The 26,540-nt window shown below is 45.2% G+C and carries 27 protein-coding genes and 1 tRNA gene; 13 read left to right on the top strand and 15 right to left on the bottom strand.

The window, feature by feature from the left end; all coding sequences use genetic code 11:
- Nucleotides 1–8 precede the first annotated feature (8 nt).
- A complete protein-coding gene (locus tag AC1DYT_RS01950; RefSeq protein ID WP_477467968.1) occupies nucleotides 9–443 on the top strand; it encodes a response regulator in 435 nt (144 codons plus the stop codon).
- A gap of 105 nt (nucleotides 444–548) precedes the next feature.
- On the opposite strand, the gene AC1DYT_RS01945 is transcribed toward AC1DYT_RS01950, so the two are convergent.
- The 3 genes from AC1DYT_RS01945 to AC1DYT_RS01935 form a co-directional block, all read right to left on the bottom strand.
- On the bottom strand, nucleotides 549–1,529 hold the full coding sequence (locus AC1DYT_RS01945) for a type I phosphomannose isomerase catalytic subunit (protein ID WP_477467967.1): 981 nt from the start codon (nucleotides 1,527–1,529) through the stop codon (nucleotides 549–551).
- A 22-nt stretch (nucleotides 1,530–1,551) separates the two neighbouring features.
- Nucleotides 1,552–2,208 (bottom strand): hypothetical protein, encoded by a 657-nt coding sequence (locus AC1DYT_RS01940; protein ID WP_477467966.1) that lies wholly within the window; start codon nucleotides 2,206–2,208, stop codon nucleotides 1,552–1,554.
- 132 nt (nucleotides 2,209–2,340) lie between these two features.
- Nucleotides 2,341–3,570, bottom strand: coding sequence for an NADP-dependent isocitrate dehydrogenase (locus AC1DYT_RS01935; RefSeq protein ID WP_477467965.1), 1,230 nt, complete (start codon nucleotides 3,568–3,570; stop codon nucleotides 2,341–2,343).
- Nucleotides 3,571–3,868: 298 nt separating this feature from the next.
- On the opposite strand from AC1DYT_RS01935, the gene AC1DYT_RS01930 reads away from it, so the two are divergent.
- Both AC1DYT_RS01930 and AC1DYT_RS01925 read left to right on the top strand, forming a co-directional pair.
- The gene (locus AC1DYT_RS01930) at nucleotides 3,869–4,576 is read left to right on the top strand and encodes a hypothetical protein (RefSeq protein ID WP_477467964.1); all 708 of its coding nucleotides are present in this window, start codon (nucleotides 3,869–3,871) and stop codon (nucleotides 4,574–4,576) included.
- Between the two features lie 69 nt (nucleotides 4,577–4,645).
- A complete protein-coding gene (locus AC1DYT_RS01925; protein ID WP_477467963.1) occupies nucleotides 4,646–5,065 on the top strand; it encodes a hypothetical protein in 420 nt (139 codons plus the stop codon).
- Between the two features lie 104 nt (nucleotides 5,066–5,169).
- Here the strand turns inward: AC1DYT_RS01925 and AC1DYT_RS01920 are convergent, their stop codons facing one another.
- Entirely contained in the window at nucleotides 5,170–6,996 is a 1,827-nt protein-coding gene (locus AC1DYT_RS01920; protein WP_477467962.1) for a DNA polymerase III subunit gamma/tau, read from the bottom strand.
- Between the two features lie 117 nt (nucleotides 6,997–7,113).
- Here AC1DYT_RS01920 and AC1DYT_RS01915 point away from each other — a divergent pair, with 117 nt between their 5' ends.
- Nucleotides 7,114–7,695, top strand: a complete 582-nt coding sequence (locus AC1DYT_RS01915; protein WP_477467961.1) for a Uma2 family endonuclease — start codon at nucleotides 7,114–7,116, stop codon at nucleotides 7,693–7,695.
- An 18-nt stretch (nucleotides 7,696–7,713) separates the two neighbouring features.
- Here AC1DYT_RS01915 and AC1DYT_RS01910 read toward each other — a convergent pair whose 3' ends face one another.
- Complete coding sequence (locus AC1DYT_RS01910) at nucleotides 7,714–7,959, bottom strand: hypothetical protein (protein ID WP_477467960.1); 246 nt, start codon at nucleotides 7,957–7,959, stop codon at nucleotides 7,714–7,716.
- Nucleotides 7,960–8,209: 250 nt separating this feature from the next.
- Here AC1DYT_RS01910 and rpsF point away from each other — a divergent pair, with 250 nt between their 5' ends.
- From rpsF to mtgA, 4 genes are all read left to right on the top strand, one after another.
- Nucleotides 8,210–8,575, top strand: a complete 366-nt coding sequence (gene rpsF, locus AC1DYT_RS01905; RefSeq protein WP_477467959.1) for a 30S ribosomal protein S6 — start codon at nucleotides 8,210–8,212, stop codon at nucleotides 8,573–8,575.
- Nucleotides 8,575–8,838: a 30S ribosomal protein S18 gene (gene rpsR / locus AC1DYT_RS01900; protein WP_067054791.1), complete on the top strand. Its 264-nt coding sequence runs from the start codon at nucleotides 8,575–8,577 to the stop codon at nucleotides 8,836–8,838. Before rpsF ends, rpsR begins: the two co-directional genes overlap by 1 nt.
- Before the next feature lie 16 nt (nucleotides 8,839–8,854).
- The gene (rplI, locus tag AC1DYT_RS01895; protein ID WP_477460731.1) at nucleotides 8,855–9,298 is read left to right on the top strand and encodes a 50S ribosomal protein L9; all 444 of its coding nucleotides are present in this window, start codon (nucleotides 8,855–8,857) and stop codon (nucleotides 9,296–9,298) included.
- Between the two features lie 87 nt (nucleotides 9,299–9,385).
- Nucleotides 9,386–10,144 (top strand): monofunctional biosynthetic peptidoglycan transglycosylase, encoded by a 759-nt coding sequence (gene mtgA, locus AC1DYT_RS01890; RefSeq protein WP_477467958.1) that lies wholly within the window; start codon nucleotides 9,386–9,388, stop codon nucleotides 10,142–10,144.
- A gap of 204 nt (nucleotides 10,145–10,348) precedes the next feature.
- Here the strand turns inward: mtgA and AC1DYT_RS01885 are convergent, their stop codons facing one another.
- The 3 genes from AC1DYT_RS01885 to AC1DYT_RS01875 all read right to left on the bottom strand — a co-directional run bounded on the left by AC1DYT_RS01885 (nucleotide 10,349) and on the right by AC1DYT_RS01875 (nucleotide 11,796).
- Entirely contained in the window at nucleotides 10,349–10,972 is a 624-nt protein-coding gene (locus AC1DYT_RS01885; protein WP_477467957.1) for a YdeI/OmpD-associated family protein, read from the bottom strand.
- Between the two features lie 128 nt (nucleotides 10,973–11,100).
- The gene (locus AC1DYT_RS01880; RefSeq protein ID WP_477467956.1) at nucleotides 11,101–11,292 is read right to left on the bottom strand and encodes a hypothetical protein; all 192 of its coding nucleotides are present in this window, start codon (nucleotides 11,290–11,292) and stop codon (nucleotides 11,101–11,103) included.
- Between the two features lie 18 nt (nucleotides 11,293–11,310).
- A complete protein-coding gene (locus AC1DYT_RS01875; RefSeq protein WP_477467955.1) occupies nucleotides 11,311–11,796 on the bottom strand; it encodes an ABC transporter ATPase in 486 nt (161 codons plus the stop codon).
- A 71-nt stretch (nucleotides 11,797–11,867) separates the two neighbouring features.
- Here AC1DYT_RS01875 and AC1DYT_RS01870 point away from each other — a divergent pair, with 71 nt between their 5' ends.
- Nucleotides 11,868–12,335, top strand: coding sequence for a hypothetical protein (locus AC1DYT_RS01870; protein WP_477467954.1), 468 nt, complete (start codon nucleotides 11,868–11,870; stop codon nucleotides 12,333–12,335).
- A gap of 146 nt (nucleotides 12,336–12,481) precedes the next feature.
- On the opposite strand, the gene AC1DYT_RS01865 is transcribed toward AC1DYT_RS01870, so the two are convergent.
- From AC1DYT_RS01865 to AC1DYT_RS01855, 3 genes are all read right to left on the bottom strand, one after another.
- Nucleotides 12,482–13,315, bottom strand: a complete 834-nt coding sequence (locus AC1DYT_RS01865; RefSeq protein WP_477467953.1) for a (Fe-S)-binding protein — start codon at nucleotides 13,313–13,315, stop codon at nucleotides 12,482–12,484.
- 32 nt (nucleotides 13,316–13,347) lie between these two features.
- A complete protein-coding gene (locus tag AC1DYT_RS01860) occupies nucleotides 13,348–13,764 on the bottom strand; it encodes a DUF2750 domain-containing protein (protein WP_477467952.1) in 417 nt (138 codons plus the stop codon).
- Between the two features lie 203 nt (nucleotides 13,765–13,967).
- A complete protein-coding gene (locus tag AC1DYT_RS01855) occupies nucleotides 13,968–15,266 on the bottom strand; it encodes a 4Fe-4S dicluster domain-containing protein (RefSeq protein ID WP_477467951.1) in 1,299 nt (432 codons plus the stop codon).
- A gap of 316 nt (nucleotides 15,267–15,582) precedes the next feature.
- Between AC1DYT_RS01855 and AC1DYT_RS01850 the strand changes: the two genes are divergently transcribed.
- The 4 genes from AC1DYT_RS01850 (at nucleotide 15,583) to AC1DYT_RS01835 (ending at nucleotide 17,523) form a co-directional block, all read left to right on the top strand.
- Nucleotides 15,583–15,655 (top strand) — tRNA-Phe (locus AC1DYT_RS01850).
- A gap of 108 nt (nucleotides 15,656–15,763) precedes the next feature.
- Entirely contained in the window at nucleotides 15,764–15,967 is a 204-nt protein-coding gene (locus AC1DYT_RS01845) for a hypothetical protein (protein WP_477467950.1), read from the top strand.
- A complete protein-coding gene (locus AC1DYT_RS01840) occupies nucleotides 15,967–16,413 on the top strand; it encodes a nucleotidyltransferase (protein WP_477467949.1) in 447 nt (148 codons plus the stop codon). Before AC1DYT_RS01845 ends, AC1DYT_RS01840 begins: the two co-directional genes overlap by 1 nt.
- Nucleotides 16,414–16,842: 429 nt before the next feature.
- The gene (locus tag AC1DYT_RS01835; RefSeq protein ID WP_477467948.1) at nucleotides 16,843–17,523 is read left to right on the top strand and encodes a dioxygenase family protein; all 681 of its coding nucleotides are present in this window, start codon (nucleotides 16,843–16,845) and stop codon (nucleotides 17,521–17,523) included.
- Nucleotides 17,524–17,775: 252 nt separating this feature from the next.
- On the opposite strand, the gene AC1DYT_RS01830 is transcribed toward AC1DYT_RS01835, so the two are convergent.
- The 4 genes from AC1DYT_RS01830 to AC1DYT_RS01815 all read right to left on the bottom strand — a co-directional run bounded on the left by AC1DYT_RS01830 (nucleotide 17,776) and on the right by AC1DYT_RS01815 (nucleotide 26,188).
- Nucleotides 17,776–18,510: a sulfite exporter TauE/SafE family protein gene (locus AC1DYT_RS01830; protein WP_477467947.1), complete on the bottom strand. Its 735-nt coding sequence runs from the start codon at nucleotides 18,508–18,510 to the stop codon at nucleotides 17,776–17,778.
- Nucleotides 18,511–18,871: 361 nt separating this feature from the next.
- Nucleotides 18,872–19,264 carry a response regulator gene (locus AC1DYT_RS01825; protein ID WP_477467946.1) on the bottom strand — a complete coding sequence of 131 codons (393 nt, stop codon included), beginning with the start codon at nucleotides 19,262–19,264 and terminating at the stop codon, nucleotides 18,872–18,874.
- Nucleotides 19,265–19,295: 31 nt separating this feature from the next.
- Nucleotides 19,296–20,498, bottom strand: coding sequence for a hybrid sensor histidine kinase/response regulator (locus tag AC1DYT_RS01820; protein WP_477467945.1), 1,203 nt, complete (start codon nucleotides 20,496–20,498; stop codon nucleotides 19,296–19,298).
- Between the two features lie 38 nt (nucleotides 20,499–20,536).
- Nucleotides 20,537–26,188 (bottom strand): HAMP domain-containing protein, encoded by a 5,652-nt coding sequence (locus AC1DYT_RS01815; RefSeq protein WP_477467944.1) that lies wholly within the window; start codon nucleotides 26,186–26,188, stop codon nucleotides 20,537–20,539.
- Between the last annotated feature and the right edge of the window lie 352 nt (nucleotides 26,189–26,540).

Below are 26,540 nucleotides of genomic sequence, written 5' to 3'. Positions count from 1 at the left end.
TATAACGGATGATTTTTGAACGACAAATGGTGACGGCCTGTATAATTGATGACGACGATATTTTCATTTACGGCTTCAAAAAATTCATAGAAATAAAGGGTGTTTTTGCGCATATCCTTCATTTCAGTAATGGCAAGGAGGCCATAGACTACCTTAAAGACCCAAGCTACTCCGGCAGCCTGCCCGATGTAATATTCGTGGATATCAATATGCCGGTGATGGATGGTTGGGAGTTTACCCAAAATTTTGAGGAAATAAAATCCCTAATCGGGAAAAAAATCTCCGTGTACGCAATAAGTTCTTCGGTAGACATTAAAGATATTAACCGAGCCAAAAATAATCCGGCGATAAAAGATTATATCCTGAAGCCGATAAGCGAATCGCACGTTGCAGAAATTATCAACTCTTATCAGCCCAGGCCTGGATTCGGTGGTTTAAACTAATTTTGTTTTGGGTGCTCCCCAACCCAAACAAAAAAAGACGCGGGGTTAGCGCGTCTCCGTAAAGTGATGAGAAGCAAGCGCGCAGGCGCTTGCCATTAAGCCAATTTATTCAATATAACTTTCCAGTATCTTGAAGCCGGTAGTGGTTGTAAGTTCTACCGTATCTATAGTTTTTGGTAACAGTATGCACTCGCCCATTTTTACCGGATATGCGGCACCTTCATGCGTAATGGTGTACTCGCCTGCCACGCAAACGTGTATCACGAATGAATCGAGGAAGGAGTAATCTTTTGTTACCCCCTCAGTGAAATCCATGATGTTAGTAGTAAAATACGGGCAGCTTACTGCGCGCACCGTTTCGTCTTTCTGGGGAATGTAAAGCGTTTTGTACTCGTCGTAATGCTTATAGTCGATTGCTGCTAATGCTTCCTGCGTGTGCAACTCGCGTTTGTTGCCCTTATCATCTACCCTATCAAAATCGTAAATGCGATAGGTGATATCAGATGTTTGCTGTATTTCGGCAATAAGCAAGCCTTTGCCAATGGTGTGCACGCGGCCGGCGGGTAAAAAGTAAACATCACCCGCAGCGACCTCTTCTTTGTTGAGTATATCCATAATGTGGCCGCTGTTTAAGGCATCCATATACTCCTGCTCGGTCATTTCGCGGTTAAAGCCGGTAATGAGGGTGCTGCCAGGGTCGGCTTCAATCACATACCACATCTCAGTTTTACCGAAAGAGTTGTGGCGTTCTTTGGCCAACTCGTCATTAGGGTGCACCTGTACGCTCAGGTCGTCGGCAGCATCTATAAATTTAACCAGCAGCGGGAAGATGTTGCCGAAATGCGCATACACCTTATCGCCCACCAACTGGCCCTGGTATTGCTCCAGCAAGGCAGCCAGCGATTGGCCCTCGAGCGCTCCGCCATCCACTACAGATACATCGGACTTTACGCCCGATATTTCCCAGGTTTCGCCGCAATTTGGCAAATTACCAATATCTTTATGCAGGTAGGTTTGTATTTTGTGGCCACCCCAAATTTTGTCTTTGTAGATGGTTTTGAATTTTAGCGGATATAATGCTGACATGGGTATGCTTTGTTAGTGACGGCTAAGTTAAAGATTTTGATGAAGCCCCAAACAAGGTTTTTCTAAAAACCAACACAACAACAGCCATCAACGCTGTGTGCAGGTAAATAAAATCGGCTATGCCTAAAAGGTGGGCCTGCGGAAGCACTCCGGCCTTTATTACCTTACCCAACAAAATAAATTCATACAGCATCATGATAATTAATGGCAACACGCAAAATGCAGCCAAAACCCAAACGCGATGTCTATCTGCCAGCCTTTTATAAACCATGTACAGTGGCGGAAAAGCAAGAGAGAAAACGAGTGCAAAACCAAGCCCTTTTATAAGCCACATCGACTGTCCGCTCAGCAAAACCTTCAATACCGTGGTTTCATCTCCCCCACCCATGCCTGCAGTAAGTATGCGTGCAAAGGCTACGTTACCAATAACCAAAGCAAAAGCAGTTGGCCAAAGGTTTTTGTTATCAGACCGTAACATAAAAAACCCTACCCACATACATAGGTAGCTAAATACCGGGCCAAATATGGTTGGTAGGTAGGCTGACGGTGAACCTTCGCAATCCTTGCTCAAGGTCCATAAGTTAAAATCGAGTTGTATGCCTGGCTTGCTGCAAACCCAATAGGCGGCGGTTAGGTGTGCTATTTCGTGCAATTGTCCAAACACAAAAACAAAAGCCATAAAGGCAAGGCAATATTGCCAGATAAAGGGAATTTTCATGCCGGCTGAGACGTAGGAGGTTAAAGGCAGGTTACAACCAAAAAAAGCCCATCCTTTTTCAAGGACAGGCTTCCAAATATTTAAAGCGGATAATTACTTACCCAGCTTCTTTTTCAAATTTTCGTCGATAGCTTCCAAAAACTCTTCGGTGTACAGGTAATCGGTACCGTGTTCAACCTTTGGTTTTATGGTGATGGCCAAATCTTTGGTCATTTTGCCGCTTTCTACGGTTTCTATACAAACTTCTTCCAAAGCCTTGCAGAAATCAATCAGTTCCTGGTTGCCATCCAATATACCGCGGAACTCTAAGCCGCGTGTCCATGCAAAAATAGATGCAATTGGGTTGGTAGATGTTGGCCGACCGGCCTGGTGCTCGCGGTAGTGGCGGGTTACGGTGCCGTGCGCTGCTTCTGCTTCCATTACGGTTCCGTCAGGAGTAACCAGGGTAGAGGTCATTAAACCGAGTGAACCAAAACCTTGCGCAACGGTGTCTGATTGTACGTCGCCATCGTAGTTTTTACAAGCCCATACAAAGTTGCCGTTCCATTTAAGGGCCGATGCAACCATGTCGTCGATAAGGCGGTGCTCGTAAGTGATGCCTGCTTCGGTAAACTTAGTTTTGTAATCTGCCTGGTATATCTCTTCGAAGATATCTTTAAAACGGCCATCGTATTTTTTAAGGATGGTGTTTTTGGTAGACAAGTATAACGGCCAGCCCTTCATCAACGCCTGGTTAAAGCAAGCGTGCGCAAAGCCAATAATAGATTCGTCGGTGTTGTACATGGTTAAAGCCACGCCATCGCCTTTGAAGTTGAACACCTCGAACGATTGCTCGGGGCTGCCGTCCTCGGGCGTAAACTTAACGGTAAGCTTACCTTTGCCTTTAGTTAAAAAGTCGGTAGCGCGGTACTGATCGCCAAAAGCGTGGCGGCCAATGCATATAGGGGCGGTCCAGTTAGGTACTAAACGCGGCACGTTGCTCATCACTATCGGCTCGCGGAAAACGGTACCATCTAATATATTACGGATAGTGCCGTTAGGCGATTTCCACATCTGTTTAAGGCTAAATTCTTTCACTCGATCTTCATCGGGCGTAATGGTGGCGCATTTTATGCCCACACCATATTGTTTAATGGCGTTTGCAGCATCGATGGTAACCTGGTCATCTGTCTCGTCGCGATACTCGATACCCAGATCGTAATATTTTATATCCACATCCAGATAAGGGATAATCAATTTATCTTTTATGAATTTCCAGATGATGCGTGTCATTTCATCACCATCCAGCTCAACTACCGGGTTTTGTACTTTAATTTTAGACATACCTTACTATGGTTATTATTTTGATTTAACGGTTTCAAACTTACATAAAATTTTATTTGTAAATTTTCACAATACCGCCATAATTTTAAAAAAGCCGCGCTATGTAGGGGCTTTGTTTAAATTATTTGCAATTGCCCGGGGTGAAAATTCGTTTTCCCGATAAGCAAACAATAAAATAAATAGTGTATTTTAACCCCGGCAATTAATTTAGTGGCGGTGTTGCCATATAAGTTGTAGCCGCTAAGTTTTATAAAAAATTTATTATCCGCTATTTTACCTGTAGCATTGCTGTTATATTATGATGAAGTTGCTTTTCAAAACAACATTTTTTACGCTTTTATTAACCTCTTTCGCGCTACTGTCTAAAGCTCAAATTGGCTACGATTATGCCCAGTACGATTTTAGCCTGGGCGGTTCGGTCAACAAAGTTTATGGCGATGCAGAAACCCTTAAAAACAAAGTGGGCATAAATGTTGGCTTCACTTACAACGCAACCCCATTCGTAAATTACATTGTAGAGATACAGGTCGGGAACCTGGAAGGCGGCGATCCGATAACGAAATCGGGCAGGTATTTCAAAAACAGCTACACTGCTTTTTTATTCAGGGGCCAATTACAGGCAGGTGAACTGATAGATTATTCGCGCAGCGGTTTTATGAACGCCGTCAAAAACCTTTATATATCGGGCGGGCTGGGTTATATCATGAACGATATTAAGGATATCCACCGTACATCTGAAATCACCCCCGGTTTTTTTACCGATGGCCTGGATAAAAGCAACGAACTGTTGATGCCTTTGAGGCTGGGTTACGAACTGAAATTCTTTAGCCAATACAACGAGCCATCGTTTAAGGTGGATATTGGCGCATCGTACATTCACGATTTTGGCGATAATATGGACGGCTTCGCCGCCGGCAAAAGCAAAGACTTGTTGATACAATACAGCGTATCTCTTAAATTTGCAATAGGCGGCGTTACCTCATACCGCAAACAAATACGTTATTGATCCCTGCGTTGTAAACACGGGCTTTTTGGCAGGGTTTTTAATGTATAATAGTGTACAAAACAAAAACCTATGATAGCCAACGACGAAAACAACGGACAGAAAACCGACCCTGAATACAGGGACGAAGACCTGGAAAACAACGCAGAGGATACCGCCGATAGCGACGACCTTAATTTTAACGAAGCCGAGGACAGCTTTGAATACGATGTAAAAGGCGACGACCCGGATTACGACCACCCCGACCCCTACGACACAGCCGTAAAAAACGGCGACGATATCAACTCCAGCTACGACGAGGCAAACCCTTACGATACCAAGGGCGAATATGATGCCGTACGATCTATAGAGACGGACGCTGAAAGCCTCGGAATGCATATAGACAGCGGCAAAATAGTAGAAATAAGCCAGTTGGATGCCAAACTCGCCCACACGCCAGAAGATGATCGCGACGACCTGGACGAAGAAGGTTACCCTAAGAATGATAAGTAAGTTAGGGGAAGGTTGAAGAAGTTAGAAAGGTTGCCAATCAAAAATACGAGAACAAAAGGGATGGCTTTTATGAGAGCCGTCCCTTTTGCTTAATTCGCGCCAACCTAATCGAAATCTAAATTAAACTTATTCTTCAGATCCATCAGCTGCGGGTTTTTGGCAGCCATGTGCTGAAATTTCTCCAGCGAGGTGTAAGGTTTACGCACTACCGTTGTTTCTTCTACACGGGCGTTTACCTCTATATCGAAGTTGCGCAGCGTGGTACGTAAAAAGTTAAGCACGTTGGGCCGCTCGTCCCTAAAATCTTTTTCCTGTACTTTATTGGATACAAGCACCTCAAAATTCCCGGGCGATAGCACCCTGGGGGTAACCGATGTAAAAATATTATACAAACTGGCCGATTTACCCTCCGCTTTCAGCTTTGCGCCGTGGTTGGTCCATAGCTGCAAAAACTCGTCGATGGTGAAAGGTTCCTTGTCCTCCCCTTTTAAGTAAGGGTCCTCTTCTATCGCCAGGGCCTCTTCTACCTGTTTACCCAACTCTTTAAAATTGGGTATTTTGGTGGTTGCCCCCCCTGCATTAAGATTGGCCATAAGAGATACTTTGGCTTTCCCGGCTAATGGGGCAGTCTCTATCGGTGCGGCAGCAACCGATGCCTTAGCGGTTTCCTGCGGCGGCATACGGTTAAAAACAGCGGGGGTATCGCGCAGCAAAGGTACCTCATCGGTGTTTGCAGGCGGTAAAGTATCGCTTTTTGTTACTGTATCAGGTTTTTTTTTTAGCTCCCCTTGCGGGGCAGCTACTGCCTGTGGCATTGGCGCAGTGGCCAAATTGAATACCGAGAGCAGGTGGCACATCTTCAACAACGCCAGCTCTACCTGCAAACGTTGGTTTTTGCTTTGCTTGTAACCAATATCGCACTGGTTGGCGATATTCATGGCCGAGAGCAGGAAAGAAACAGATGCCGCCTGCGATTGCTGCAGGTAACGCGCTTTTATAGTTTCGCTCACCTCAAGCAATTTGATAGTAGCAGTATCCTTGCCCACCAGCAGGTTGCGGAAATGCTCAGAAAGGCCGGATATAAAATGCGCACCATCAAATCCTTTAGATAATATCTCATCAAAAAGCAGCAGGGTTTGGGCGTTATCCTCGCCCAGCAGCCTATCAGTTATGCTGAAATAATAATCGTAATCAAGTATGTTGAGGTTATCAATAACCGAGCGGTAGGTAACATTGCCACCGCTGAAGCTCACGATTTGGTCGAACATGGAGAGCGCATCCCGCAAGCCGCCATCTGCCTTTTGGGCGATGATGTGCAGGCCGTCGTTTTCGTAGCTGATGCTTTCTTTTTGCGCGATGTTGGCCAGGTGCCCGGCCATATCCTCTACCCGTATGCGGTTAAAATCGAATATCTGGCAGCGCGAAAGGATGGTTGGCAGTATCTTATGCTTCTCGGTAGTGGCTAATATAAATATAGCGTAATTAGGTGGTTCTTCCAGCGTTTTCAGGAAAGCGTTGAACGCCGCCTGCGATAGCATGTGCACCTCATCTATAATATAAACCTTGTAACGTGCAGCTTGTGGCGGTATGCGTACCTGCTCTATCAGGCTGCGGATATCATCTACCGAGTTGTTTGATGCGGCATCCAGTTCGTGAACGTTAAATGAGTTTCCGTTGGTAAAAGCGCGGCAGCTATCGCAAGTGCCGCAGGCTTCGCCATTGGGTTGCAGGTTGGTGCAGTTGATGGTTTTTGCCAGGATACGCGCACAGGTAGTTTTACCCACGCCCCTTGGCCCGCAGAACAAAAACGCCTGCGCCAGCTGGTTATTTTTGATGGCGTTTTTTAACGTATTGGTGATATGTTGCTGACCAACAACCGTTTCAAAAGTAGCCGGGCGGTATTTGCGTGCCGAAACAATAAAATTATCCACAGGTATAAAGGTAGCAAGAATTGGGCATTAAAAAATAGGGAAATTCACTTTCCGGGATGATGCGGGGAACAGTATTTGTTTTCAAACGCTTATATTTGAAAATAACATTTGCCAACGATGCAGCTATCAGATTTAGATATCAACAAAACTTATACTTATGCCGACTACCTTAAATGGACATTTGATGAGCGATTAGAACTGATTAAGGGTAAAATATTTAAAATGAGCCCTGCACCAAGTTCTGTACATCAAATTATTTTTGGTGCGGTATTTAATTCCTTATACAATCACCTAAAGGGCAAACCGTGTAAGGTTTTTTCAGCACCTTTTGACGTTCGATTGAAGAAACGCTCTTCAGACAATAAGGATATTACAACAGTAGTTCAGCCCGATGTTTGCGTGGTTTGCGACCCCGAGAAAATAGATATCCGCGGATGCCTGGGTGCACCGGATATTATGGTTGAGATACTATCGCCGGGCAATAACAAAAAAGAACTCCAAAATAAATATGAAGTGTATGAAGAAGCGGGGGTATCTGAATATTGGATTATCCACCCCGAAGAAAAAACATTTCTGAAGTACACCCTCATCGACGCTAAATATCAGGCATCAAAACTACTTACCATAGGCGACGAAATAACAACGCCGATATTGCCTGGCTTTGTTTTAACGCTTGATGAGGTTTTTGCCGAAGTTTGATATTTACCCCACTAAAACCTACTGCAAATCATCATCCGGCAGGTGATCGTCATCTTCCGGGTCGGGTTCGCGCACGTCATCGCCTACGCGTATCTCGCGCAAATCGTTCTTGCTTTCAATCTCATCGTCAAAGTCTTCGTCCTCTTCATCATTCCAGTCGCCTTCTAAAACTTCATCGTCTTCGTTTGGGTTTTGTAAGAAAAGCCTATCGTACATAAACCCCAATGTACCTGCATGCTGGTACCTGCTTTCTGAGAATTCCATAGTTGAAACTGCTTATAATATAGATACGCTTAAACGGGCGATAAGTTTTTTTGAAGCACGTATAAAAGCGTTAACAATTGTTAAAAAACCTTCAACTTGAAGAAAGAAGCCCTGCAACGGCGAAAATGCTGAAACGAGGCATTAATAATCATATAAATTACCTTATGGCATTACTTGCATAAGTACATTATTCTCACTACATTTGCAGCCCCGTAATAGCGGGTATTTAATTAAAAATCAAAGTATAACAATGCAACAGTACGAAATCGTGATCGTTCTAACCCCGTTGTTGTCAACAGAAACAGCTACTGAGGCTATTGCCAAATACAGCAAAATTCTAACTGACAACGGAGCCGAAATTGTCCAGGAGGATAATTGGGGTTTGAAGAAACTTGCGTACCCTATTCAAAAGAAGACTACAGGGTACTATCACTTAACTGAATTCAAGGCTCCCGGTGAAGTAATTAACAAAGTGGAAGTTGAATTAAGGCGCGATGAGCGTGTTTTGCGCTTCCTTACCATTGCTCTGGATAAACATGCAGTAGCATACAACGAGAAAAAACGCAGCGGCGCTTTCAACAAAAAGCCTGCAGCTAAAGTGGAGGAAAGCAAATAATGGCAAACGACCAAATTAAATACGTTACCGCTCCAAAGGTGGAGGATAACCGTAAGAAATACTGCCGTTTCAAAAAGAACGGTATCAAGTATATCGATTACAAAGACGCTAACTTTTTATTGAAATTCATCAACGATCAGGGTAAAGTATTACCACGCCGCTTAACCGGTACTTCGTTGAAATTTCAGCGTAAAGTGGCCCAAGCCGTTAAACGTGCACGCCACATTGGTTTATTACCTTACGTTACAGACTCATTAAAATAATCGGGAGGTTTACAAAATGGAAGTTATTTTAAAACAAGACGTTAAAAACCTGGGCGATAAAGACGATGTAGTAAACGTTAAACCAGGTTATGGCCGTAATTTCCTTATCCCTAAGGGTTATGCCATATTAGCCACAGAATCTGCACGTAAAGTATTGGCAGAGAACCTGAAACAGGCTCAATTCAAACAAGAGAAAATACGCAAAGATGCTGACGCTATTGCTGCACGTTTGGAAGGCGTTAAGCTTACCATTGGTGCTAAAGCAGGCGAAACCGGCAAAATCTTCGGTGCTATCAATACCATACAGGTAGCTGATGCCTTGAAGAAAGAAGGTTTCGAAGTTGACCGTCGCCGTATCACTTTCGATCAGGAACCAAAATTCGTTGGCGAGTACATTGCAAACGTAAACCTGCATAAAGAAGTAAAAGTTCAGGTACCTTTCGAGGTAGTAGCTGAGTAATTCTCGATTCCGATTTCGGATTTGAAGATATAAAAAGGTGTTTTGCATTTGCAGAACACCTTTTTTGTTTCATAGCTTTACGGCATAATGGCCCTTAATACCCGCTCTGCGAAAAATAAAACCCCTAAATCGAAGTTTCGGGCTCCGAAATCCAAATATGGAGGCGTGCTGCGCCTGGTACTCCGCATCGTAAAACTCTTATTTATAGCGTTTATAGGCCTAAGTCTTTTCGGCGTATTGCTTTTCCGTTTCGTAAATCCGCCGTTTACCTGGCTCATGGTACAACGTGGTTTTGAACAAAAAGCCGCCGGAAAACCATGGAAGGTTGACAAGGAATGGGTTGATTTTGAGGACATTGCCGACCCGATGAAACGCGCCGCCGTTGCCGCAGAAGACCAAACCTTTTTAGAGAACCACGGCTTCGATTTCAACGCCATACAAAAGGCAATCCAAAAAAACGCCAAAAGCAAAAAGCTTATCGGTGGCAGCACCATCACCCAGCAAACAGCTAAGAATGTTTTCCTTTACCCGGGTCGCTCGTTCATACGCAAGGGCCTGGAGGCATGGTTCACGGTGCTGATAGAGGCTTTCTGGAGCAAGAAACGCACCATGGAAGTTTATTTGAACGTAATAGAAATGGGCGACGGCATCTACGGTATCGAAGCAGCCTCGCAGGCTTATTTCCATAAACCGGCATCGCAACTTAACGCGCGCGAAGCAGCGGCCATAGCGGTAATATTCCCAAGCCCGCTCAGATGGTCGGCAACCAACCCGAGTACTTATTTAAAGCACCGGCAATACCTCATCAGACAAAATATGCGGAGGCTTGGGCCGCTGGAATTTTAATGTCGATTTTCGCAAAATTCACCTTCGGAAATCTCCGTGTTTTTACCACAATAGCATCAAAAAAGGTCACTTTTTTTGTTTTGTGGTTCCCGAATGATGCTTATTTCGAGCAGAAAAAAAACCAGGGATTCTATGCTGCGTGTCTACGCCTATCCGCGCAATCCCATAAGCATTTTTCTTCAACTTAATGGTGACAGTGTTTTGCTACTTATATTTCCAGTGCCTCGTCTTCCCCTCACTTATCCATTCCAGCCCTTCCTTCAAACGCTTCTCGCGCGTGGCTTCGCTTTTGGCATCTTCAAACCAGGTGATGTATTCCTTCTTTTGCGATGGGCTGAACTTTTCGAAGTGTTCTTTGGCGGCGGGGGTTTGGTCGAGCAGTTCGGCAAGGTAGGCCGGGGTATCCATGGCTACGGCTACAGTCTTGGCCGCAACCTTTTTTACCGCTGCGGGTTTGGCAGCCTTTAACGTGCCCTTTTGCGCTATGGCCTGGCGGATGTACCAGATCAGGATATCATCATCGGGCAAATCGGCAAGGGTGGTGAGCTTGCCTATGCTGCCAGCCGATTCGCCACCTTCGGTGTGGAGTATCTGGTGCGGGTCGGGCAACAGGTCCGCTTTCCAGAAACCGAAGCCGGCGTGTTGCTTAAAGGCCATCATAAAGCAAAGCACCCCGTTATACTCAAAAAACGGCGCACTCCATTTCATGGTTTCGGTAATCTCGGGCGAGGCGCGGTGCACCAGCTCGCGCAGGTGTTTTAAAATGGGTTTTGCAAAATCTGCCGATTTCTCAATATAGGCATCAACGCGGCTGTCGTACTTTTCCATATTGCAAGTTAACTACAAAATTGCAATTGCAAAGCTAAATACTGGCAAAACGGGTGATGAAGAATAGGAATTAGCTGGGATTTATGATAGCTGTATAAAGCGCGAAGAGTAAATTATCTTATGAGGCATTAGATATCTTTAAGGCTTAGCGGCTTAAGGCTACCTTCCTGCATCTGCTTAACTTCCTTTAACGCATCAATTATTTCTAAAGTAAGTTCGCTTTCTTTGGGAGCTTCGATTACTTTAGCTTTAAACTTCTTCAAAATAGTTAATATCAACTCGGCGTCGCTATCTTTTACTTGTGCGGTGAAAGTTGTCATAAACAAATTTAATAACTGTTACGCCACCACCAAATCGCCAAACAACTGCTTATGCCAGCTATCTTTAAAAGGAACTTCCCATTTGGTTTGCAGGTCGGCAATGGTTTGGGCCAGGTTGTTGAAAACGATGGTTTCTGAGGTAATTTTCCCTTGCTTCAGCAGCTCTTCAAACTGATTGCGGGGCACTGATAATATTTCTTCGCCGTTGCGGTAAGCCAGGTTGAACCTGTCGAAAAGGTTGATGCCGAACTGCTGCTCCATCTGTTTCATAAAGTTTACCGATTTATCTATCGAGCATCCGCTTGCGCCTGCCTGGCTTTCGTCTACAAACAAAATCAGGAAGCGATTGTACTTGATTTCGGCTTTGGCTTTCAGTTGGTTGCTATGGGCCGTCCATACGGTGGTGAAATTATCCAGCAATACCTGTATTTGCAGGGTTTCGGCATCGGTTAGTTTACGGTCGGACTGGTACACCCAAACCCTCGAATGTGAAGAAAATTCCATAAAGCAAATTTATTCAATTTATTAACTTGGGGATAGTGTTTGTTGTCATGCTAAGATCACTTCTACCAAAGATGAAAAAAGCATCCTTTATTGCCACCGCATTGCTCATAATGCCCCTGCTGTACGGCTTTGCGGCCATTATGGACGAGCAGGCATGGGTGAACTGGAGCAACAGGGCCTTAACGGAGGCCTATAATCCATCAGGCGAGCCGAACATAGCCCATTGGGAAATAACCCTCACTACCGACCATTTTATCCGCATCCGGAAAACTTATCAACAGGGCAACCAGGAGTATTATTCCTTCAATATCAAACGCGTCAAAGGGATAGATTATCAGCGCGCCGCTGCCGATACTTTGGCCGACAGCCTCCAGATTCGCACCCTTACCGATGATATCATCATCCAAACGTTTGATGACCCTAATGGCGATTTGGATTCGGTAGCCACATCGCTCAAAATCCCGGTAAGCAAATTTGCGCCCGGGAGATTGGATAGTTTGAAAGAAGCGATTACTTTTTTGAAGAGGAAAGCGTTATAAGGACGAATTAGCTCACCACCGCGTCATTGAGGTACGAAGCAATCTCCCGATAAGCATGGCGGCTATGCATGACCACTTGTCCTACGTAGAGATTGCTTCGTTCCTCGCAATGACGTTGGGGTGAGGCTGTGGTGGTAAGTTCCCCCTTACAACCCATTAGCCCTAACCGTTATCTCTGCAATATCCAGCACTTTTATTTCCTGCTCTTTATCCATGTGCTTTACGCCATCGCTTAGCATCGTCATGCAGAAGGGGCAGCCTGAGGCAATGACATCGGCTTTAGCCTCTAGCACATCAAGCATGCGCTCGTCGTTGATGTCTTTGTTGCCTTTTTCGGGTTCCTTGAACATTTGGGCACCGCCGGCGCCGCAGCAAAGGCCGTTGCTTTTGCAGCGTTTCATTTCTACCAGTTCGGTATCCAAAATCTCTAAAGCTGCGCGGGGTGCTTCATAAACGCCGTTTCCCCGGCCCAGGTAACATGGGTCGTGGAAGGTAATGCGGCGGCCTTTGAAGCTTTCGCCGCCTTCGGCTTTCAGCTTGCCTTCGTCAATAAGGCCCTGTATCAGCTGGGTATGGTGTATCACCTCATATTTGCCGCCAAGGCCGGGGTATTCGTTGGCAATGGTGTTGAAGCAATGCGGGCAGCCGGTTACAATCTTTTTAACCTCATAAGCATTCAGCAGCTCTATATTGGTCATAGCCTGCATCTGGAACAGGAACTCGTTGCCTGCCCGCTTGGCCGGGTCGCCGGTGCAGCTTTCTTCGGTGCCCAATACGGCGTAGCTTATGCCGGTATGCTGCAATATCTTGCAGATATCGCGGGTAATCTTCTGCGCCCGCTCGTCGAAACTACCTGCGCAGCCTACCCAAAAAAGTATTTCGGGCGTTTTGCCTTCGGCAGCCATTTGGGCCATGGTAGGCACAGTTAATATTTCGGATTTCGAAATTTCGATTTCGGATTTATTTGGGGTTTCTTCCATCTTCTATTTTAAAACTGCAAACTGGCAATCGATTACTCTTCTTCCTTTATATCGGCAATAAACTCGTTGATGCTGCTGTAGCTACTAAATTTTATGGCCGAATTGATTACGTTTAGCTGGTTGAGGATATCCAGCGCAATTTGTAGCGCCTGGGCCTCCTGTCCTATCATCCTTGGGTCCCAATTAGTCCCTATCAGCGTATCGTTCTCGGCCATGCCCACGCACCACTCCTCCAGGAAAAAAGCCAGGGGAATTTCCGTCGGCGTATAATCCTTCCAATCGTCGCGCGCGCTAGCCTTAGCATACGCCCGCTCCGACCAAAACGGTATCACATCCACCTCTTCATCCTCCGCCGACGATGAATTCGCCCAGCCCTTCTTATCCTTTAAACCCCAAACCAATTTAGAGGCTGCCACTTTTTCGATAAACAATTCGTAACCTTTTTCCATTTTAAAATTTCTTTATCAATTCTTTATTTGCATATCGTAAACTTAAGCTGCTTAGAAGCCTCACCTAAATCCTCTCCAAAGGAGAGGACTTTAATATTCTTAGCCCCTCTCCCTTGGAGAGGGGCTGGGGTGAGGCTACAGAGCGGGCCAACTCCTAAGTAAACGACATTAATCTGCACATCTGAAATCTGCACATCTGCACATCAACTTTTTTCCGCCCAGTTCAACCTATCAGCCTGGCTGTACTTCCAGGGGGCGCCATTATTCTCCATATTGCCGAACATGTTGTTGAGGCTGGCCGACGCCTGCGATTCTTCCATCACCACGTAGCGACGCATCTCGGTAATAATCTCCAGCGGGTTTATGTTTACCGGGCAAGCCTCTACGCAGGCATTACAGGTGGTGCAGGCCCATAACTCCTCGCGGGTGATGTAATTATCCAGCAGGGTTTTATCGTCGGTGTAATCCTTGCCGTGCTTATCTATATTATTGCCTACTTCGGTTAGCCTGTCGCGGGTATCCATCATAATCTTGCGGGGCGATAACAGCTTGCCGGTGATGTTTGCCGGGCAAACAGACGTGCACCTGCCGCATTCGGTGCAGGTGTAGGCCTCCATCAGATTTTTCCAGGTAAGGTCAGTAACATCCTTTACGCCGAAGCGGCTCACCTCGGTAGCTTCGGGCACAAAGGATGGATCGAGCATGGCCTTTACCTCGTTGGTTACCGATGCCATATTGCTAAACTCGCCCTTGGGCTTTAAATTGGAGTAATATACATTGGGGAATGCCAAAAGGATATGGAAATGCTTGGAATAGGGCAGGTAATTGAGGAATGCCAGTATCCCCACGATGTGGAACCACCAGCAACCGCGTTCGATGAATTCGAGCGGCGCCGCACCTGCGGGTAGCAAGGGCGCTATAAGGCCACTCACCGGAAAATTGCCCGCAGCAACGTAATGCCCAATGTGTAAAGCCTGCAGTTTATAGTCGGCAGCATTCATGGTAAGGAAGGCCGTCATCAGCAGGATCTCTGTAATGAGAATATAGTTGGCATCAGATTTTGGCCAGGCCGTCATCTCCGTGCCGCTGAAGCGTTTTAATTTGATGATGTTGCGCCTCGCCAAAAACACCACGCAAGATACCAGCACCAGCAAAGCCAACACCTCGAAACTGCCAATCAGCAGTCCGTACAAGCTGCCCAGCGGCCCGGAGAATACCCGGTGCGAGCCGAAGACACCATCAATCATAATCTCCAGCACTTCCAGGTTGATAATAACGAAGCCCACGTATATGAAAAAGTGCATCACCGCAGCCGTGGGGCGCTTTACCATTTTGGTTTGGCCAAGGGCTACTTTGGCCATAATGCGCCAGCGGGCCGCAGGGTTATCGCTGCGGTCGGCATCCCTGCCTAACAATATATTGCGCCTTACCTTTGCAACATTCTTACCAAACAGGTAAGCGGCGGCCAGTAGTATGATGATGAAAATCGCTTGTCCAATCATTATGCATGCATAGTATTAAAGGCTAAAGTATAAATTAGTTTGTGAAGATTGTTTAAATGTTGAAAGGTTGCAAGGTTTAAATGTTAAAAAAGTTATGAGAGGTTGGAAAAGTTAAAAGGGTTAAAGATGTTGAAAGGTTGGGGCGTTGTAAAGTTGAAAGATTAAAAAAAAGGAAGAACTCACACCGATAAATCCCTGAAAACCAACCTTGCAACCTTCCAACCTTCTAACCTTCCAACTCCTCCCCCAACAAAATTGAAAAAAAACTTTACAGGAATAAAAAAAACGCTACATTTGCAAACCTTAAACGGAACGCGGTACCATAGCTCAGATGGTAGAGCAATGGACTGAAAATCCATGTGTCACTGGTTCGATCCCAGTTGGTACCACAGAAAAAGTAGAAAGCCTCTTAGAGAAATCTGAGAGGCTTTTTTGTTAGCAGAGCAACAAGCATTTGTTGTGCTTTTTTTGTAAATTTGGTATAACCGTAATATCCTATGAAGCTTAACCGTAAGATTGCCATGGTAGCAAACCATGTAAAAATGGAAGATGAGGATACGCTCGACGTAACCTTTTGGTTAGCGCAAACGCCCGCCGCTAGACTGGCCGAAGTTTTCAGGCTACGCAAAAACTATTTTACATGGGCCAATGGTTCGTTCCCTCAAAAAATGGATAAAGTTGCTAGCCAAAGAAAAATGTAATGTTCGAACAGGATTTTATAGACTTTATTGCGCTCTTAAATCAACACTCGGTAGACTACATGGTAGTTGGTGCCCATGCTCTGGCTTTCCACGGTAGACCAAGGCATACCGGCGACCTGGACATTTGGATTAAACCAAGTGAGCAAAATGCAGCCAAATTAGTCGATGTATTAAAGGATTTTGGTTTTGCATCGTTAGGCCTTACAGAGGCAGATTTTTTGAAAGATAATTACGTTACGCAATTAGGGTACCCGCCATTGCGGATAGATATTTTAAATTCCATCTCAGGAGTTGACTTTGATGATGCATACACAAATAAAATCGAAGGAGAAGTAGATGGGCTTGATGTGAAATTCATCAACGTTTCAGAGTTTATCAAGAACAAGGAGGCTTCGGGACGACAAAAAGATTTAAGTGACATCGAGTCTCTCCAAAAGAAAAAATAAAATCCTTGCGTCGCTGGTTCGATCCCAGTACCACAAAAAAAATCGAAAGCCTCTTAGAGAAATCTGAGTGGCTTTTTTATGCGTTAAAGTGCCCTTAGAAGCTAAAAATGCAGTTTTTAATAAATTTGATGGTTAACCGGAAAAACCAATCAGATTGCAGCTTAACTGGGTATCAGCCATGAGTTTGTAGGCAAAACAAGAAAAAAACTCATCCACAACAAATAAAGCAAATTCCATTTATTGAACTTGTTCAATGTTTTTACGCATTGGGTAGTCGCACCTTTGCACAATCAGCTATTGCGGAATTCTTCAGAATTGAAAATAACAAAATAGCTGAACATTGGGACGTAATACAGGCTGCTCCTGATACTTCGGCCAACCCACACCCCATGTTTTAAAAACTAAATATCTACATAGAAAATTAAAGCTTTGAAAAGAAAACATTTTTTAACGAAAAGTCTTTGGGGGTTAGGCTCTATTATAGCATTACCTACTGTTATTTCGTCTTGTTCAAAAGATGATGATGCAACTGATCCGGCTACTTCGGGTGGTGGTAATTGTACTATTTCGCCAACCGAAACCAAAGGGCCATTCCCCATACAAACTCCAGCTCAATATGTAAGAGCAAGTATCATTGGAGACAGAACAGGTATTGCTCTTTTAATGACCCTAACTATACATGACCAAAGCAATGGTTGTGCTCCGCTTGCAAACGTACTTGTGGATGTTTGGCAATGTGATAAAGACGGATTATACTCTCAATATGCAACTCAAACTAGTGCGAATTATTTACGCGGCAGGCAAACCACCAATACAAATGGACAGGTGTCGTTCCTGAGCATATTCCCCGGTTGGTATCCGGGCAGAGCACCACACATTCATGTTGAAATATTAACACCGGGCGGAAGCTCACTTTTAGTAACGCAAATTGCCTTTCCGGTTTCCACTTACACGGCGGTTTATGCAACAAATGGTTACAACGGAGCTCCCGATACCTCAAACACGCAGGACAGTATATTTTCAGATAGCCTAAACGGAAACATGGCAGATTCAATTACAGGAAATAATACCGATGGCTACACCTTATTTAAAACAATTACAGTAGCATAGTTAAAACAAAAGTGACGCAGACTATTTCAACAAAACATCGGAAGCGCTGATAGCCGCGTTAACAGGTATGAGTAGAAAGTGATCTGGATAAAGGATCGATATTTTACTTTACACTGCATTTACCGGAATATAAAGCCTCTTAGAGAAATCTGAGAGGCTTTTTTATTTTTTTGCCTACAGCATTAGTTGCCGCTAATGAACAATAAGGCCAATCAGCCACACTTGCCTTAGCTGGTTTTTAACCAAAGGTTTTTAAAAACCAACCCATAACTTGATAACCTGGAATAGTGAAACACCGATTACCACTGTTACAACGATATATCTGAACAGCGTTTCGGAAGTATATTTTAAAATGACTTTTCCAATGTAACTACCTATTAAACTAATAACTATTAAGAAAGGTATTAATATCCAGTAAGATTGATGGAAGTAACCGTTACTAAGGTAAATCACTGCGCGACTGCTATCAACGCCAAGGTCGATAAGAGCAGATGTTGCTATAAAGATTGATTTGGGTAAATGAAATGCTGCCAGTGTAATTCCCCTGATTGCTCCGCCGGTTCCTGATAAGCCAGCCAAAAAGCCCGATGCGGCGCCACCGGTATATAGGTTAGCGTTAGTTTGTTTAATACGGCGATTAAAATTGCGTAAAAGGTAAATTGACAAACATACGAGCGCCGTGTTCATCAATATCTCCATCGGCTTTACAGGAATATAGGTAGTTAACCACGCACCAAGAATCACGAATAAAATAGCCGGGATTCCGAGCCTGAGTGCTATGTTCTTATTAACGCCATCGCGGAAAAGAAAGATTTTGGAGATGTTGCTAAAAACGTGGAAGATTGCTGTAATACCCAACACAGTTTTAAAATCGAAGAAAAAAGTGGCTAAGGGCACAAAGAGTATGGACGAGCCAAAGCCGGAAACCGTACCGATAATTTCAGATATCAGTGCCAAAAACATAAATAGGGAATACTTCTCCAACATGTTAAAGGTAATTTGCCCAATAATGCCCCGTGGAGATGTGCATCATTAATATTTATGATCTTCGGCATAAAAACATTAACTGCAATGATCTTCTACTTTTGTTGATGTTATCACCAACAAGTTATTGCGATAATATATCAAGGCTAAAAATGCCGCAAAAGTCAAAAACCTCTTAGAGAAATCTGAGAGGCTCTTTTTGTGCTTGATCCGTGATAACCCCGGTGGCTTGGTTTTATAAATCAATCTGGTGTAAACCAACCCTATTTCTCTATAAATACAGCGTCAAAAATAGCACCCACAGTTTCATTGATTCGATTAGTTCGATGTTCTAATCCGTCAAAATCGTTTTTTTGGGGCCTCATTAACCCAACCCTGCCATATCGATCCTTTGTACTTTAGCGATCATTTTTTCAAGTGCATCTATATCGAAAGGCTTCGCCAGGTAAGCATCAGCACCAGCACATTGAGCCAATATTTCAATGTCGCTGTTGGCAGAAAAGTAAACTACCGGCGTATCCCTAAAATCGGCAGAACCCTTTAGCACGCGTGTTGCTACGATCCCACCCTCATCGGGTATCCAATTATCCATAAAGATAACGCCGGGGCGAACACCGGCCAGTTTGTTTAAAATATCGTTGCAATCATTAAAAGCGTGCACTGTCCAACCCTGTTCGGTCAGGATATAGGAACAGACCGCGAGTATATCTTCATCATCGTCGAAAATCGCAACCGTTCTGTTTTGAAAATGCGTCATAAACTAAACATCATTAATGATAAAGCGTCTTTTACCTCATTTTTGGCATTGTGAAACGGAAACAAGTTCCTTTCTTCAATTCGCTGTCAACCCGGATCATGCCACCATGCGTGTAAACAAAATCTTTAACCAGTAATAGCCCAAGCCCACTGCCCCTTTCTTTAGCAGTACCTAACAGCGAAGCGGCGCTGGCATTTCCAAAAAGCATCGCCCGGGTTTGTTGCGTCATACCCACTCCGGTATCTTCTACACATATCTCCACCATGCCATCGGCTACGGAAGCGCTTACTGATACCACTCCGCCAGCCGGGGTGTATTTAATGGCGTTAGTAACCAGGTTTTGTAAGATAGAGCGGAACATCAGTGCATCAGCGTGAATATACAGTTCATCTGACGTCTGATTTTCCAGGCTTAATTCCTTTTGCTGCGCATTTTCCCGGAGCAGATCCAACGATTCATTGATGCATCGGCGAAGGTGCAGTTCCTGGGGGTCAAAATTTACCTTCTCGCGTTGCTCCTTAGCCCATTCCACCAATTCATTCAACTGGTCTAATATTTTATGGGATGTTCGCTGTATAATACCCGCGAACATCCTGATCTTCTCGGGCTGCAATGTTTCAGCATTCCTGGTTAGATTTTCTGAGGAGGCCAGCAGCGCTGTGAGCGGGTTACGCAGATCATGCGAGATCACCGACAAAAATTTATCCTTAGACAAGTTTAGTGCCTTTAACTCCTGGTTGAGGCCCTCCAACTCGAGCGTACGCTCCAAAACCCGCTGTTCCAAACCCTGGTTTAATTGGATCAGGTCCTGGTTTATTGCCTGCATTTTTTCCTCCTGCCTTTGCAGCAATTGGTTTTTACGATAGAGGTCGGTAAAAACAGCCGCCTTCGACCGCAACATTTCAGGATTAAAGGGTTTACGGATAAAATCCACCGCACCAGCCTTGTAGCCTTTAAATATGGCGGCTTCCTCGTAATCATGCGCGGTAATAAAAATAATCGGGATATGCCGCAACTTATCCCGTTGATAGATTAGTTCGGCAGTTTCGTAGCCATCCATGATCGGCATCTTTACATCCAACAGAATCAAGCTAAAATCATCGTCCTTCAATAATATCCGCAGCGCTTCCCTACCGGAAGTAGCTTTAGAAAAAGCATACTTTTCCTTTTCAAGCACAACCTCCATAGAAAGCAGGTTATTCTCATTGTCATCTACCAGGAGTATCTTAATCACAGGTTCTTCTCGCATTGTGCATTAGACTATGTGTAATGTTACTTGATCAGCCAAACCCGCATCAGGGCTAATAACTGGTCTGTTTTTACTGGCTTGGTGATATAATCGGAAGCACCGGATGAGATACATTTCTGCCGGTCGCCGATCATCGCCTTGGCGGTTACAGCAATAATGGGCAGGCTTTTATTTCGCTGTTCCTTCCTTATCATCTGAATCGTTTCATAACCATCCATCTCGGGCATCATGATATCCATCAACACGATATCAATGCTTTTATCCTTGTTCAGTATCTCCAGCGCCTCGCGGCCACTTTCTGCGGTTATTACATCGATCTTTGACCGTTCAAAAACGGCTGTGAGGGCGAACAGATTTCGGACATCGTCGTCCACAACGAGCACCTTTTTATTGTCGAGAACATCTTTGGTATCCCGCACACTGTTAATCATCTTCAGCTTACTTTCGCTGATATATTTTTTATCGATATGCAGCAACACGAGAATCTCTTCGAGGAGGTAGAGGTGGGATGAAGCCGTTTTGGTAATGATCTTATGATTCAACCGTTTCAGCTGGATTAGTTCGTCCTGGGTAAAATCACGCGCGGAATGCAGTAAGATCTTGGTTTGCGACTGTTTCAGCGAATTAATCTTATGCAGCAGTTCCATGCCGTTGGCATCCGGCAGTACATAATCCAGCACGATACAATCAAACAAGTCTTTTTTCAGTACCGACAGCGCTTTTTTGGCGGTAGTTGCACTAAATATTTCTATCTGGTCGTTAGTCAATAGTTCTGATACGCGCTTTAGTTCTTCTTCGTTATCCTCTATAACCAATACTTTTCTCTTGGCTTGCTGGTGGAAGTTAACGATTCCGGAAATCAGTTCATCCAGCGAAGTATTGGACAGCGGTTTGAGACTGAATGATCTGGCCCCCGACTTCAAAGCCATGAGCTTATTATCTTCGCCCGATATGATATGTACGGGGATGTGCCTCAAATTAATGTCTGCTTTAATAAGCTTCAGTATCTTCCAGCCGTTTGATTCGGGCATATTCACATCCAGCGTAATTGCAACCGGGTTATACTTAATGATACTATCGAATATTTCCAGATAGCTGATCGCAACCACCACCTTCAGGTTAAGATCATGCGCCTTATCGATCAGGATCTTGGTAAAGCGCAGGTCATCCTCTATCACCAACAGTACTTTGTCTTCCGCCACAATGTTATGACGGTCATCGTCAATGGCCAGTTCAGCACTATCAATCAGGTTGGTTCGTATATGCGCCGCGTGGTAAACATCTTTTACTTTAACCGGCACCGATTTTTCTTCTTTATATTTGAGCGGCAGGAAGAGCGTAAAGGTACTGCCCTTGCCCAGTTCGCTACCTACTGTAATGGTACCACCTAACAGCTCGGCAAAGCCTTTGCTGATAGACAGCCCCAGGCCGGTACCACCATATTTCCGGCTGGTAGAACCTTCGGCCTGCTGAAAGGCTTCGAAGATAATACCCTGCGTATTTTTGGAAATGCCGATACCTGAGTCTTCGATAGAAAAGGCAATGACAGAGTCATTCGGGCTAAGCGGATTTTCCTGCCCGGGTGCCGGCCTGAAAATACCCAGCTTCACCCGCCCTTTTTCGGTAAACTTGAACGCATTAGACAGCAGGTTCTTCAATATTTGGTTCAGGCGCTGCATATCCGTCTCCATCAGTTCGGGCAATCCATCCTCCATCTCAATCTCGAATTTAAGATTCTTGGCTTCAGAAATCGGTTTAAAGGTAGATTCGGCAAAAGCGGTGATCTCTTTAAAACTAACCGGCATAACATCTGCCGCAATCACGCCCGACTCTATTTTGGATAAGTCGAGGATATCGTTGATCAACTGGATCAGGTCATCCCCGCAGGAATGGATGGTTTTGGCAAACATCCGTTGCTTCTCGGTCAGGTTACCTTCCGGATTTTCAAAAAGCTGCTGTGCCAGTATCAGTAAACTATTCAGGGGTGTACGCAATTCATGCGACATATTAGCCAGGAATTCCGATTTATATTTAGAGGTGAGGGTTAGCTGCTCCGCTTTTTCTTCCAAAGAGCGGCCTTTATCATGCAATTCGTCATTCGCACGTCTTAACTCTTCCTGCTGAGACGAGAGCTCACTGGCCAGTGATTGCGATTGTGCCAACAGCTCTTCGGTGCGGGTATTGGTTTCGATGTTGTTCAATACGATACCAATACTTTCGGTCAGCTGGTCCAAAAAGTCGATGTGGGTGTCGCTAAAATTCTCAAAGGAAGCCAGCTCAATAACTGCCTTGATATTGTTTTCAAACAATACCGGCAAGATCACCAGATCAATTGGCGCAGCACTGCCGATGCCCGAACTGATCTGCAGGTATTCGTTCGGTACATTAGATAGCCTGATACGTTCCTTATCGGTGGCACATTGCCCTACCAGCCCCTCATTGAGCGAAAACTCCTGATCAATCAGCTTCCGGCTTTTTTGCGCGTAACCGGCAAATAATTTCAATTTTGGTTCATCCGATAGTTCAGGTTGCTCTAAGATGTAGAAAGCGCCGTATCGGGCATTTACCAGTTCGGCCAATTCAGATAATACCTTATTGGCCACCGCATTCCGGTCGCGCTGGCCCTGTAACATCTGTGCAAATTTGGCCAGATTGGATTTGAGCCAATCCTGTTCGTGGTTACGCAAAGTAGTGCCTTTCAGATTGGCAATCATCTGGTTAATGGTATCTTTTAAAGCCTCCAGCTCACCTTTTGCATCCACACGGATAGTACGGGTTAAATCGCCTTTGGTTACCGCCGAGGCCACTTCGGATATTGAACGTACCTGTACCGTTAGGTTTTGCGCCAGCTGGTTCACATTCTCCGTTAAATCCTTCCAGGTGCCTGAAGCGCCCGGTACGCTGGCCTGGCCGCCTAAGCGCCCTTGTACACCAACCTCACGCGCCACCGTGGTTACCTCATCCGCAAATACCGCCAGCGTATCAATCATTTCATTAATCGTATCCGTTAACTGGGCTACCTCACCCAAAGCATTAATTGATAAGCGCTGTTTCAAATTACCTTTGGCGATACCTGTGGCTACTTTCGCGATACCACGAATCTGCCCGGTTAAATTGGAGGCCATCTGGTTTACCGAATCCGTTAAGTCCTTCCAGGTACCACCTACACCTTTTACGTGCGCCTGGCCGCCCAACTTGCCTTCGGTACCCACTTCACGCGCTACACGGGTTACTTCTGATGCGAAGGAATTCAGCTGATCCACCATCGTATTAATGGTGTTCTTCAAATCCATTATCTCCCCCTTTACATCGATGATTACCGTTTTTGAAAGGTCACCGCTCGCTACCGCTTTCGTTACTTCAGCAATGTTTCGTACCTGCGATGTAAGATTACTCGACATCTGGTTTACTGAATCTGTTAAATCCTTCCAGGTGCCGGCAACACCCGGCACAAATGCCTGCCCGCCAAGGTTACCATCGGTACCTACTTCACGTGCCACACGCGTTACCTCAGATGCAAAACCGCGCAGCTGATCCACCATCGTATTAATGGTTTCCTTCAATTGAAGGATCTCGCCACGCACATCCACCGTGATTTTTTTGGATAAGTCTCCATTCGCTATCGCGATGGATACATCAGCAATATTTCTTAATTGGGCGGTTAAGTTACCGGCCATTTTATTTACCGAGTCGGTCAAATCCTTCCAGGTACCATCTACACCCGGTACATTCGCCTGGCCGCCCAATTGCCCTTCTGAACCCACCTCACGCGCCACACGGGTAACTTCGGAGGCAAAACCCCTCAACTGATCCACCATGGTGTTGATTGTATCCTTCAATTCCAGCAATTCGCCTTTGGCATTTACCGTGATCTTTCGGGAAAGGTCGCCTTTGGCTACTGCGGTAGTTACTTCTGCTATATTACGCACCTGCGATGTCAGGTTATCCGCCATTTTGTTTACAGAGTCGGTTAAATCCTTCCAGGTACCCCCTACGCCAGGTACATTTGCCTGGCCGCCCAGCTGCCCTTCAGAACCCACCTCACGCGCCACGCGGGTTACTTCCGAGCCAAAGGAATTCAGCTGATCAACCATGGTATTGATGGTGATCTTGAGTTCAAGCATTTCGCCCTGTACATCCACTGTGATTTTCTTAGACAAGTCTCCCTTCGCCACTGCCGTAGTTACTTCGGCGATGTTACGCACCTGACCGGTGAGATTACCTGCCATCTGGTTCACAGAGTCGGTCAAATCCTTCCAGGTGCCACCCACACCCGGCACATTCGCCTGGCCGCCTAACTGCCCTTCCGAACCCACCTCGCGCGCCACACGGGTTACTTCAAAAGAAAACGAGTTGAGCTGGTCAACCATAGTATTGATGGTGTTCTTTAACTCCAATAACTCACCTTTAGCATCTACCGTGATCTTTCGGGAAAGATCCCCCTTAGCCACCGCCGTTGTTACCCAGGCAATATTTCGTACCTGGTCGGTGAGGTTACTGCCCATCTGATTTACCGAGTCGGTGAGGTCTTTCCACACACCGCCTACCCCTTTCACCCGCGCCTGTCCGCCCAGTTTACCTTCAGTACCTACTTCCAGCGCCACACGCGTTACTTCCGAAGCGAAGGAGTTGAGCTGATCAACCATGGTATTGATCGTTTTCTTCAGCTCCAGCATTTCGCCTTTTACATCCACGGTGATTTTTTTGGATAAGTCTCCGTTTGCCACTGCCGTAGTTACGCCAGCTATATTCCGCACCTGCGAAGTTAAGTTACCCGCCATCCTATTTACCGAGTCCGTTAAATCCTTCCACGTGCCCGCAACGCCCGGCACTTTGGCCTGCCCCCCCAGCTTACCTTCGGTGCCTACTTCTAGCGCCACACGCGTTACTTCCGAAGAAAAAGAGTTTAGCTGATCTACCATTGTATTAATGGTGTTCTTGAGTTCCAATATCTCGCCTTTGGCCTCTACCGTGATTTTACGCGAAAGGTCGCCTTTGGCTACGGCAGTAGTTACTGCCGCTACGTTTCGCACCTGGGCGGTCAGGTTGCCTGCCATTTGGTTCACCGAGTCTGTTAATTCAGCCCATACGCCGGCCACGCCTTTTATTTTGGCTTGTTCGCCCAGCTTGCCTTCCGAACCTACCTGCCGTGCCACGCGCGTTACCTCCATCGAAAACAATTGCAGTTTGGATAGCATCTGGTTAGATTCTTTAGCAATGCGCAGGAATTCTCCTTTTAGCGGGTGTCCCTTAATCTCCAGGGGAATATGTTTGGATAAATCGCCGTTTGCTACCGAGTTGATCATGCCGGCGATCTCCAGCGTTGGTGAAGTGAGGTCTTCTATCAGGTTGTTTAGCGAACTGACGCCATTAGCCCATTCACCTTTGGCATCGGAAAGTTCAATGCGCTTAGACAGATTACCGCGCTTACCGATAGTTCTTTCTGCCGAAGATATCTCGGCAACAAAACGCTCGTTCATGTCAATAATATCGTTCAGCACTTCGCAGATCCGGCCGTTGATGCCCGCCTGCGTAACCGGCATTCGAACATCCAATCTGCCATTTTTGACAAGAGACAATACCTTGAGCAATTCTTTGACATCAATCGCATCGGTCTGGTGCTCATTAATCACCCGGGTACCGGCAAGAACTTCATTTAAAAGATCTTCTTTCATACAGTTAGGTTTATAAATTGTGATAGTAAAGTTTTTTCAATAAAGCAGATACTAAGCGTTAAAATTAAACAGCAAGAGCGCTAACATACCATTTCATGGTTGTGCCTAAATTATAAATTTAATTATATATTTACTTATAAGAAAATATGCGTTGTCCAGGGAGTTTCAGCAAGATAATGTTTCTTCAAACAATGTGTGTTTGAAAATGTTTAGAAAAAAAACTTTTTTTCTAAGGTAAAATACGATTCCGGTAATTACCTGTTGAACGCTGTTGGTGCCACTAAATCTACACCCTTGTCATGAGGCATCTTTGCTGCTGTTCAATGGGTATCACCGTCATAATAACCGATCC

Source organism: Mucilaginibacter sp. P1_D10 (genome assembly GCF_056406215.1).
Note: the sequence above shows the minus strand (reverse complement) of the source record. Positions and strands in the feature narration are given on the sequence as shown.

What these genes read in the sequence shown, in the direction of transcription:
- AC1DYT_RS01830 (WP_477467947.1), bottom strand. Translation starts at nt 18,510, where the DNA reads ATGTTGGAGAAGTATTCCCTATTTATGTTTTTGGCACTGATATCTGAA.
- AC1DYT_RS01860 (WP_477467952.1), bottom strand. Translation starts at nt 13,764, where the DNA reads ATGGAAAAAGGTTACGAATTGTTTATCGAAAAAGTGGCAGCCTCTAAA.
- AC1DYT_RS01940 (WP_477467966.1), bottom strand. Translation starts at nt 2,208, where the DNA reads ATGGCTTTTGTTTTTGTGTTTGGACAATTGCACGAAATAGCACACCTA.
- rpsR (WP_067054791.1), top strand. Translation starts at nt 8,575, where the DNA reads ATGGCAAACGACCAAATTAAATACGTTACCGCTCCAAAGGTGGAGGAT.
- AC1DYT_RS01815 (WP_477467944.1), bottom strand. Translation starts at nt 26,188, where the DNA reads ATGAAAGAAGATCTTTTAAATGAAGTTCTTGCCGGTACCCGGGTGATT.
- AC1DYT_RS01875 (WP_477467955.1), bottom strand. Translation starts at nt 11,796, where the DNA reads ATGGAATTTTCTTCACATTCGAGGGTTTGGGTGTACCAGTCCGACCGT.
- AC1DYT_RS01910 (WP_477467960.1), bottom strand. Translation starts at nt 7,959, where the DNA reads ATGGAATTCTCAGAAAGCAGGTACCAGCATGCAGGTACATTGGGGTTT.
- AC1DYT_RS01925 (WP_477467963.1), top strand. Translation starts at nt 4,646, where the DNA reads ATGATAGCCAACGACGAAAACAACGGACAGAAAACCGACCCTGAATAC.
- AC1DYT_RS01865 (WP_477467953.1), bottom strand. Translation starts at nt 13,315, where the DNA reads ATGGAAGAAACCCCAAATAAATCCGAAATCGAAATTTCGAAATCCGAA.
- AC1DYT_RS01845 (WP_477467950.1), top strand. Translation starts at nt 15,764, where the DNA reads ATGAAGCTTAACCGTAAGATTGCCATGGTAGCAAACCATGTAAAAATG.
- rplI (WP_477460731.1), top strand. Translation starts at nt 8,855, where the DNA reads ATGGAAGTTATTTTAAAACAAGACGTTAAAAACCTGGGCGATAAAGAC.
- AC1DYT_RS01885 (WP_477467957.1), bottom strand. Translation starts at nt 10,972, where the DNA reads ATGGAAAAGTACGACAGCCGCGTTGATGCCTATATTGAGAAATCGGCA.
- mtgA (WP_477467958.1), top strand. Translation starts at nt 9,386, where the DNA reads ATGGCCCTTAATACCCGCTCTGCGAAAAATAAAACCCCTAAATCGAAG.
- AC1DYT_RS01950 (WP_477467968.1), top strand. Translation starts at nt 9, where the DNA reads ATGATTTTTGAACGACAAATGGTGACGGCCTGTATAATTGATGACGAC.
- AC1DYT_RS01870 (WP_477467954.1), top strand. Translation starts at nt 11,868, where the DNA reads ATGAAAAAAGCATCCTTTATTGCCACCGCATTGCTCATAATGCCCCTG.
- AC1DYT_RS01930 (WP_477467964.1), top strand. Translation starts at nt 3,869, where the DNA reads ATGATGAAGTTGCTTTTCAAAACAACATTTTTTACGCTTTTATTAACC.
- AC1DYT_RS01880 (WP_477467956.1), bottom strand. Translation starts at nt 11,292, where the DNA reads ATGACAACTTTCACCGCACAAGTAAAAGATAGCGACGCCGAGTTGATA.
- AC1DYT_RS01945 (WP_477467967.1), bottom strand. Translation starts at nt 1,529, where the DNA reads ATGTCAGCATTATATCCGCTAAAATTCAAAACCATCTACAAAGACAAA.
- AC1DYT_RS01825 (WP_477467946.1), bottom strand. Translation starts at nt 19,264, where the DNA reads ATGACGCATTTTCAAAACAGAACGGTTGCGATTTTCGACGATGATGAA.
- AC1DYT_RS01855 (WP_477467951.1), bottom strand. Translation starts at nt 15,266, where the DNA reads ATGATTGGACAAGCGATTTTCATCATCATACTACTGGCCGCCGCTTAC.
- AC1DYT_RS01915 (WP_477467961.1), top strand. Translation starts at nt 7,114, where the DNA reads ATGCAGCTATCAGATTTAGATATCAACAAAACTTATACTTATGCCGAC.
- AC1DYT_RS01935 (WP_477467965.1), bottom strand. Translation starts at nt 3,570, where the DNA reads ATGTCTAAAATTAAAGTACAAAACCCGGTAGTTGAGCTGGATGGTGAT.
- AC1DYT_RS01840 (WP_477467949.1), top strand. Translation starts at nt 15,967, where the DNA reads ATGTTCGAACAGGATTTTATAGACTTTATTGCGCTCTTAAATCAACAC.
- rpsF (WP_477467959.1), top strand. Translation starts at nt 8,210, where the DNA reads ATGCAACAGTACGAAATCGTGATCGTTCTAACCCCGTTGTTGTCAACA.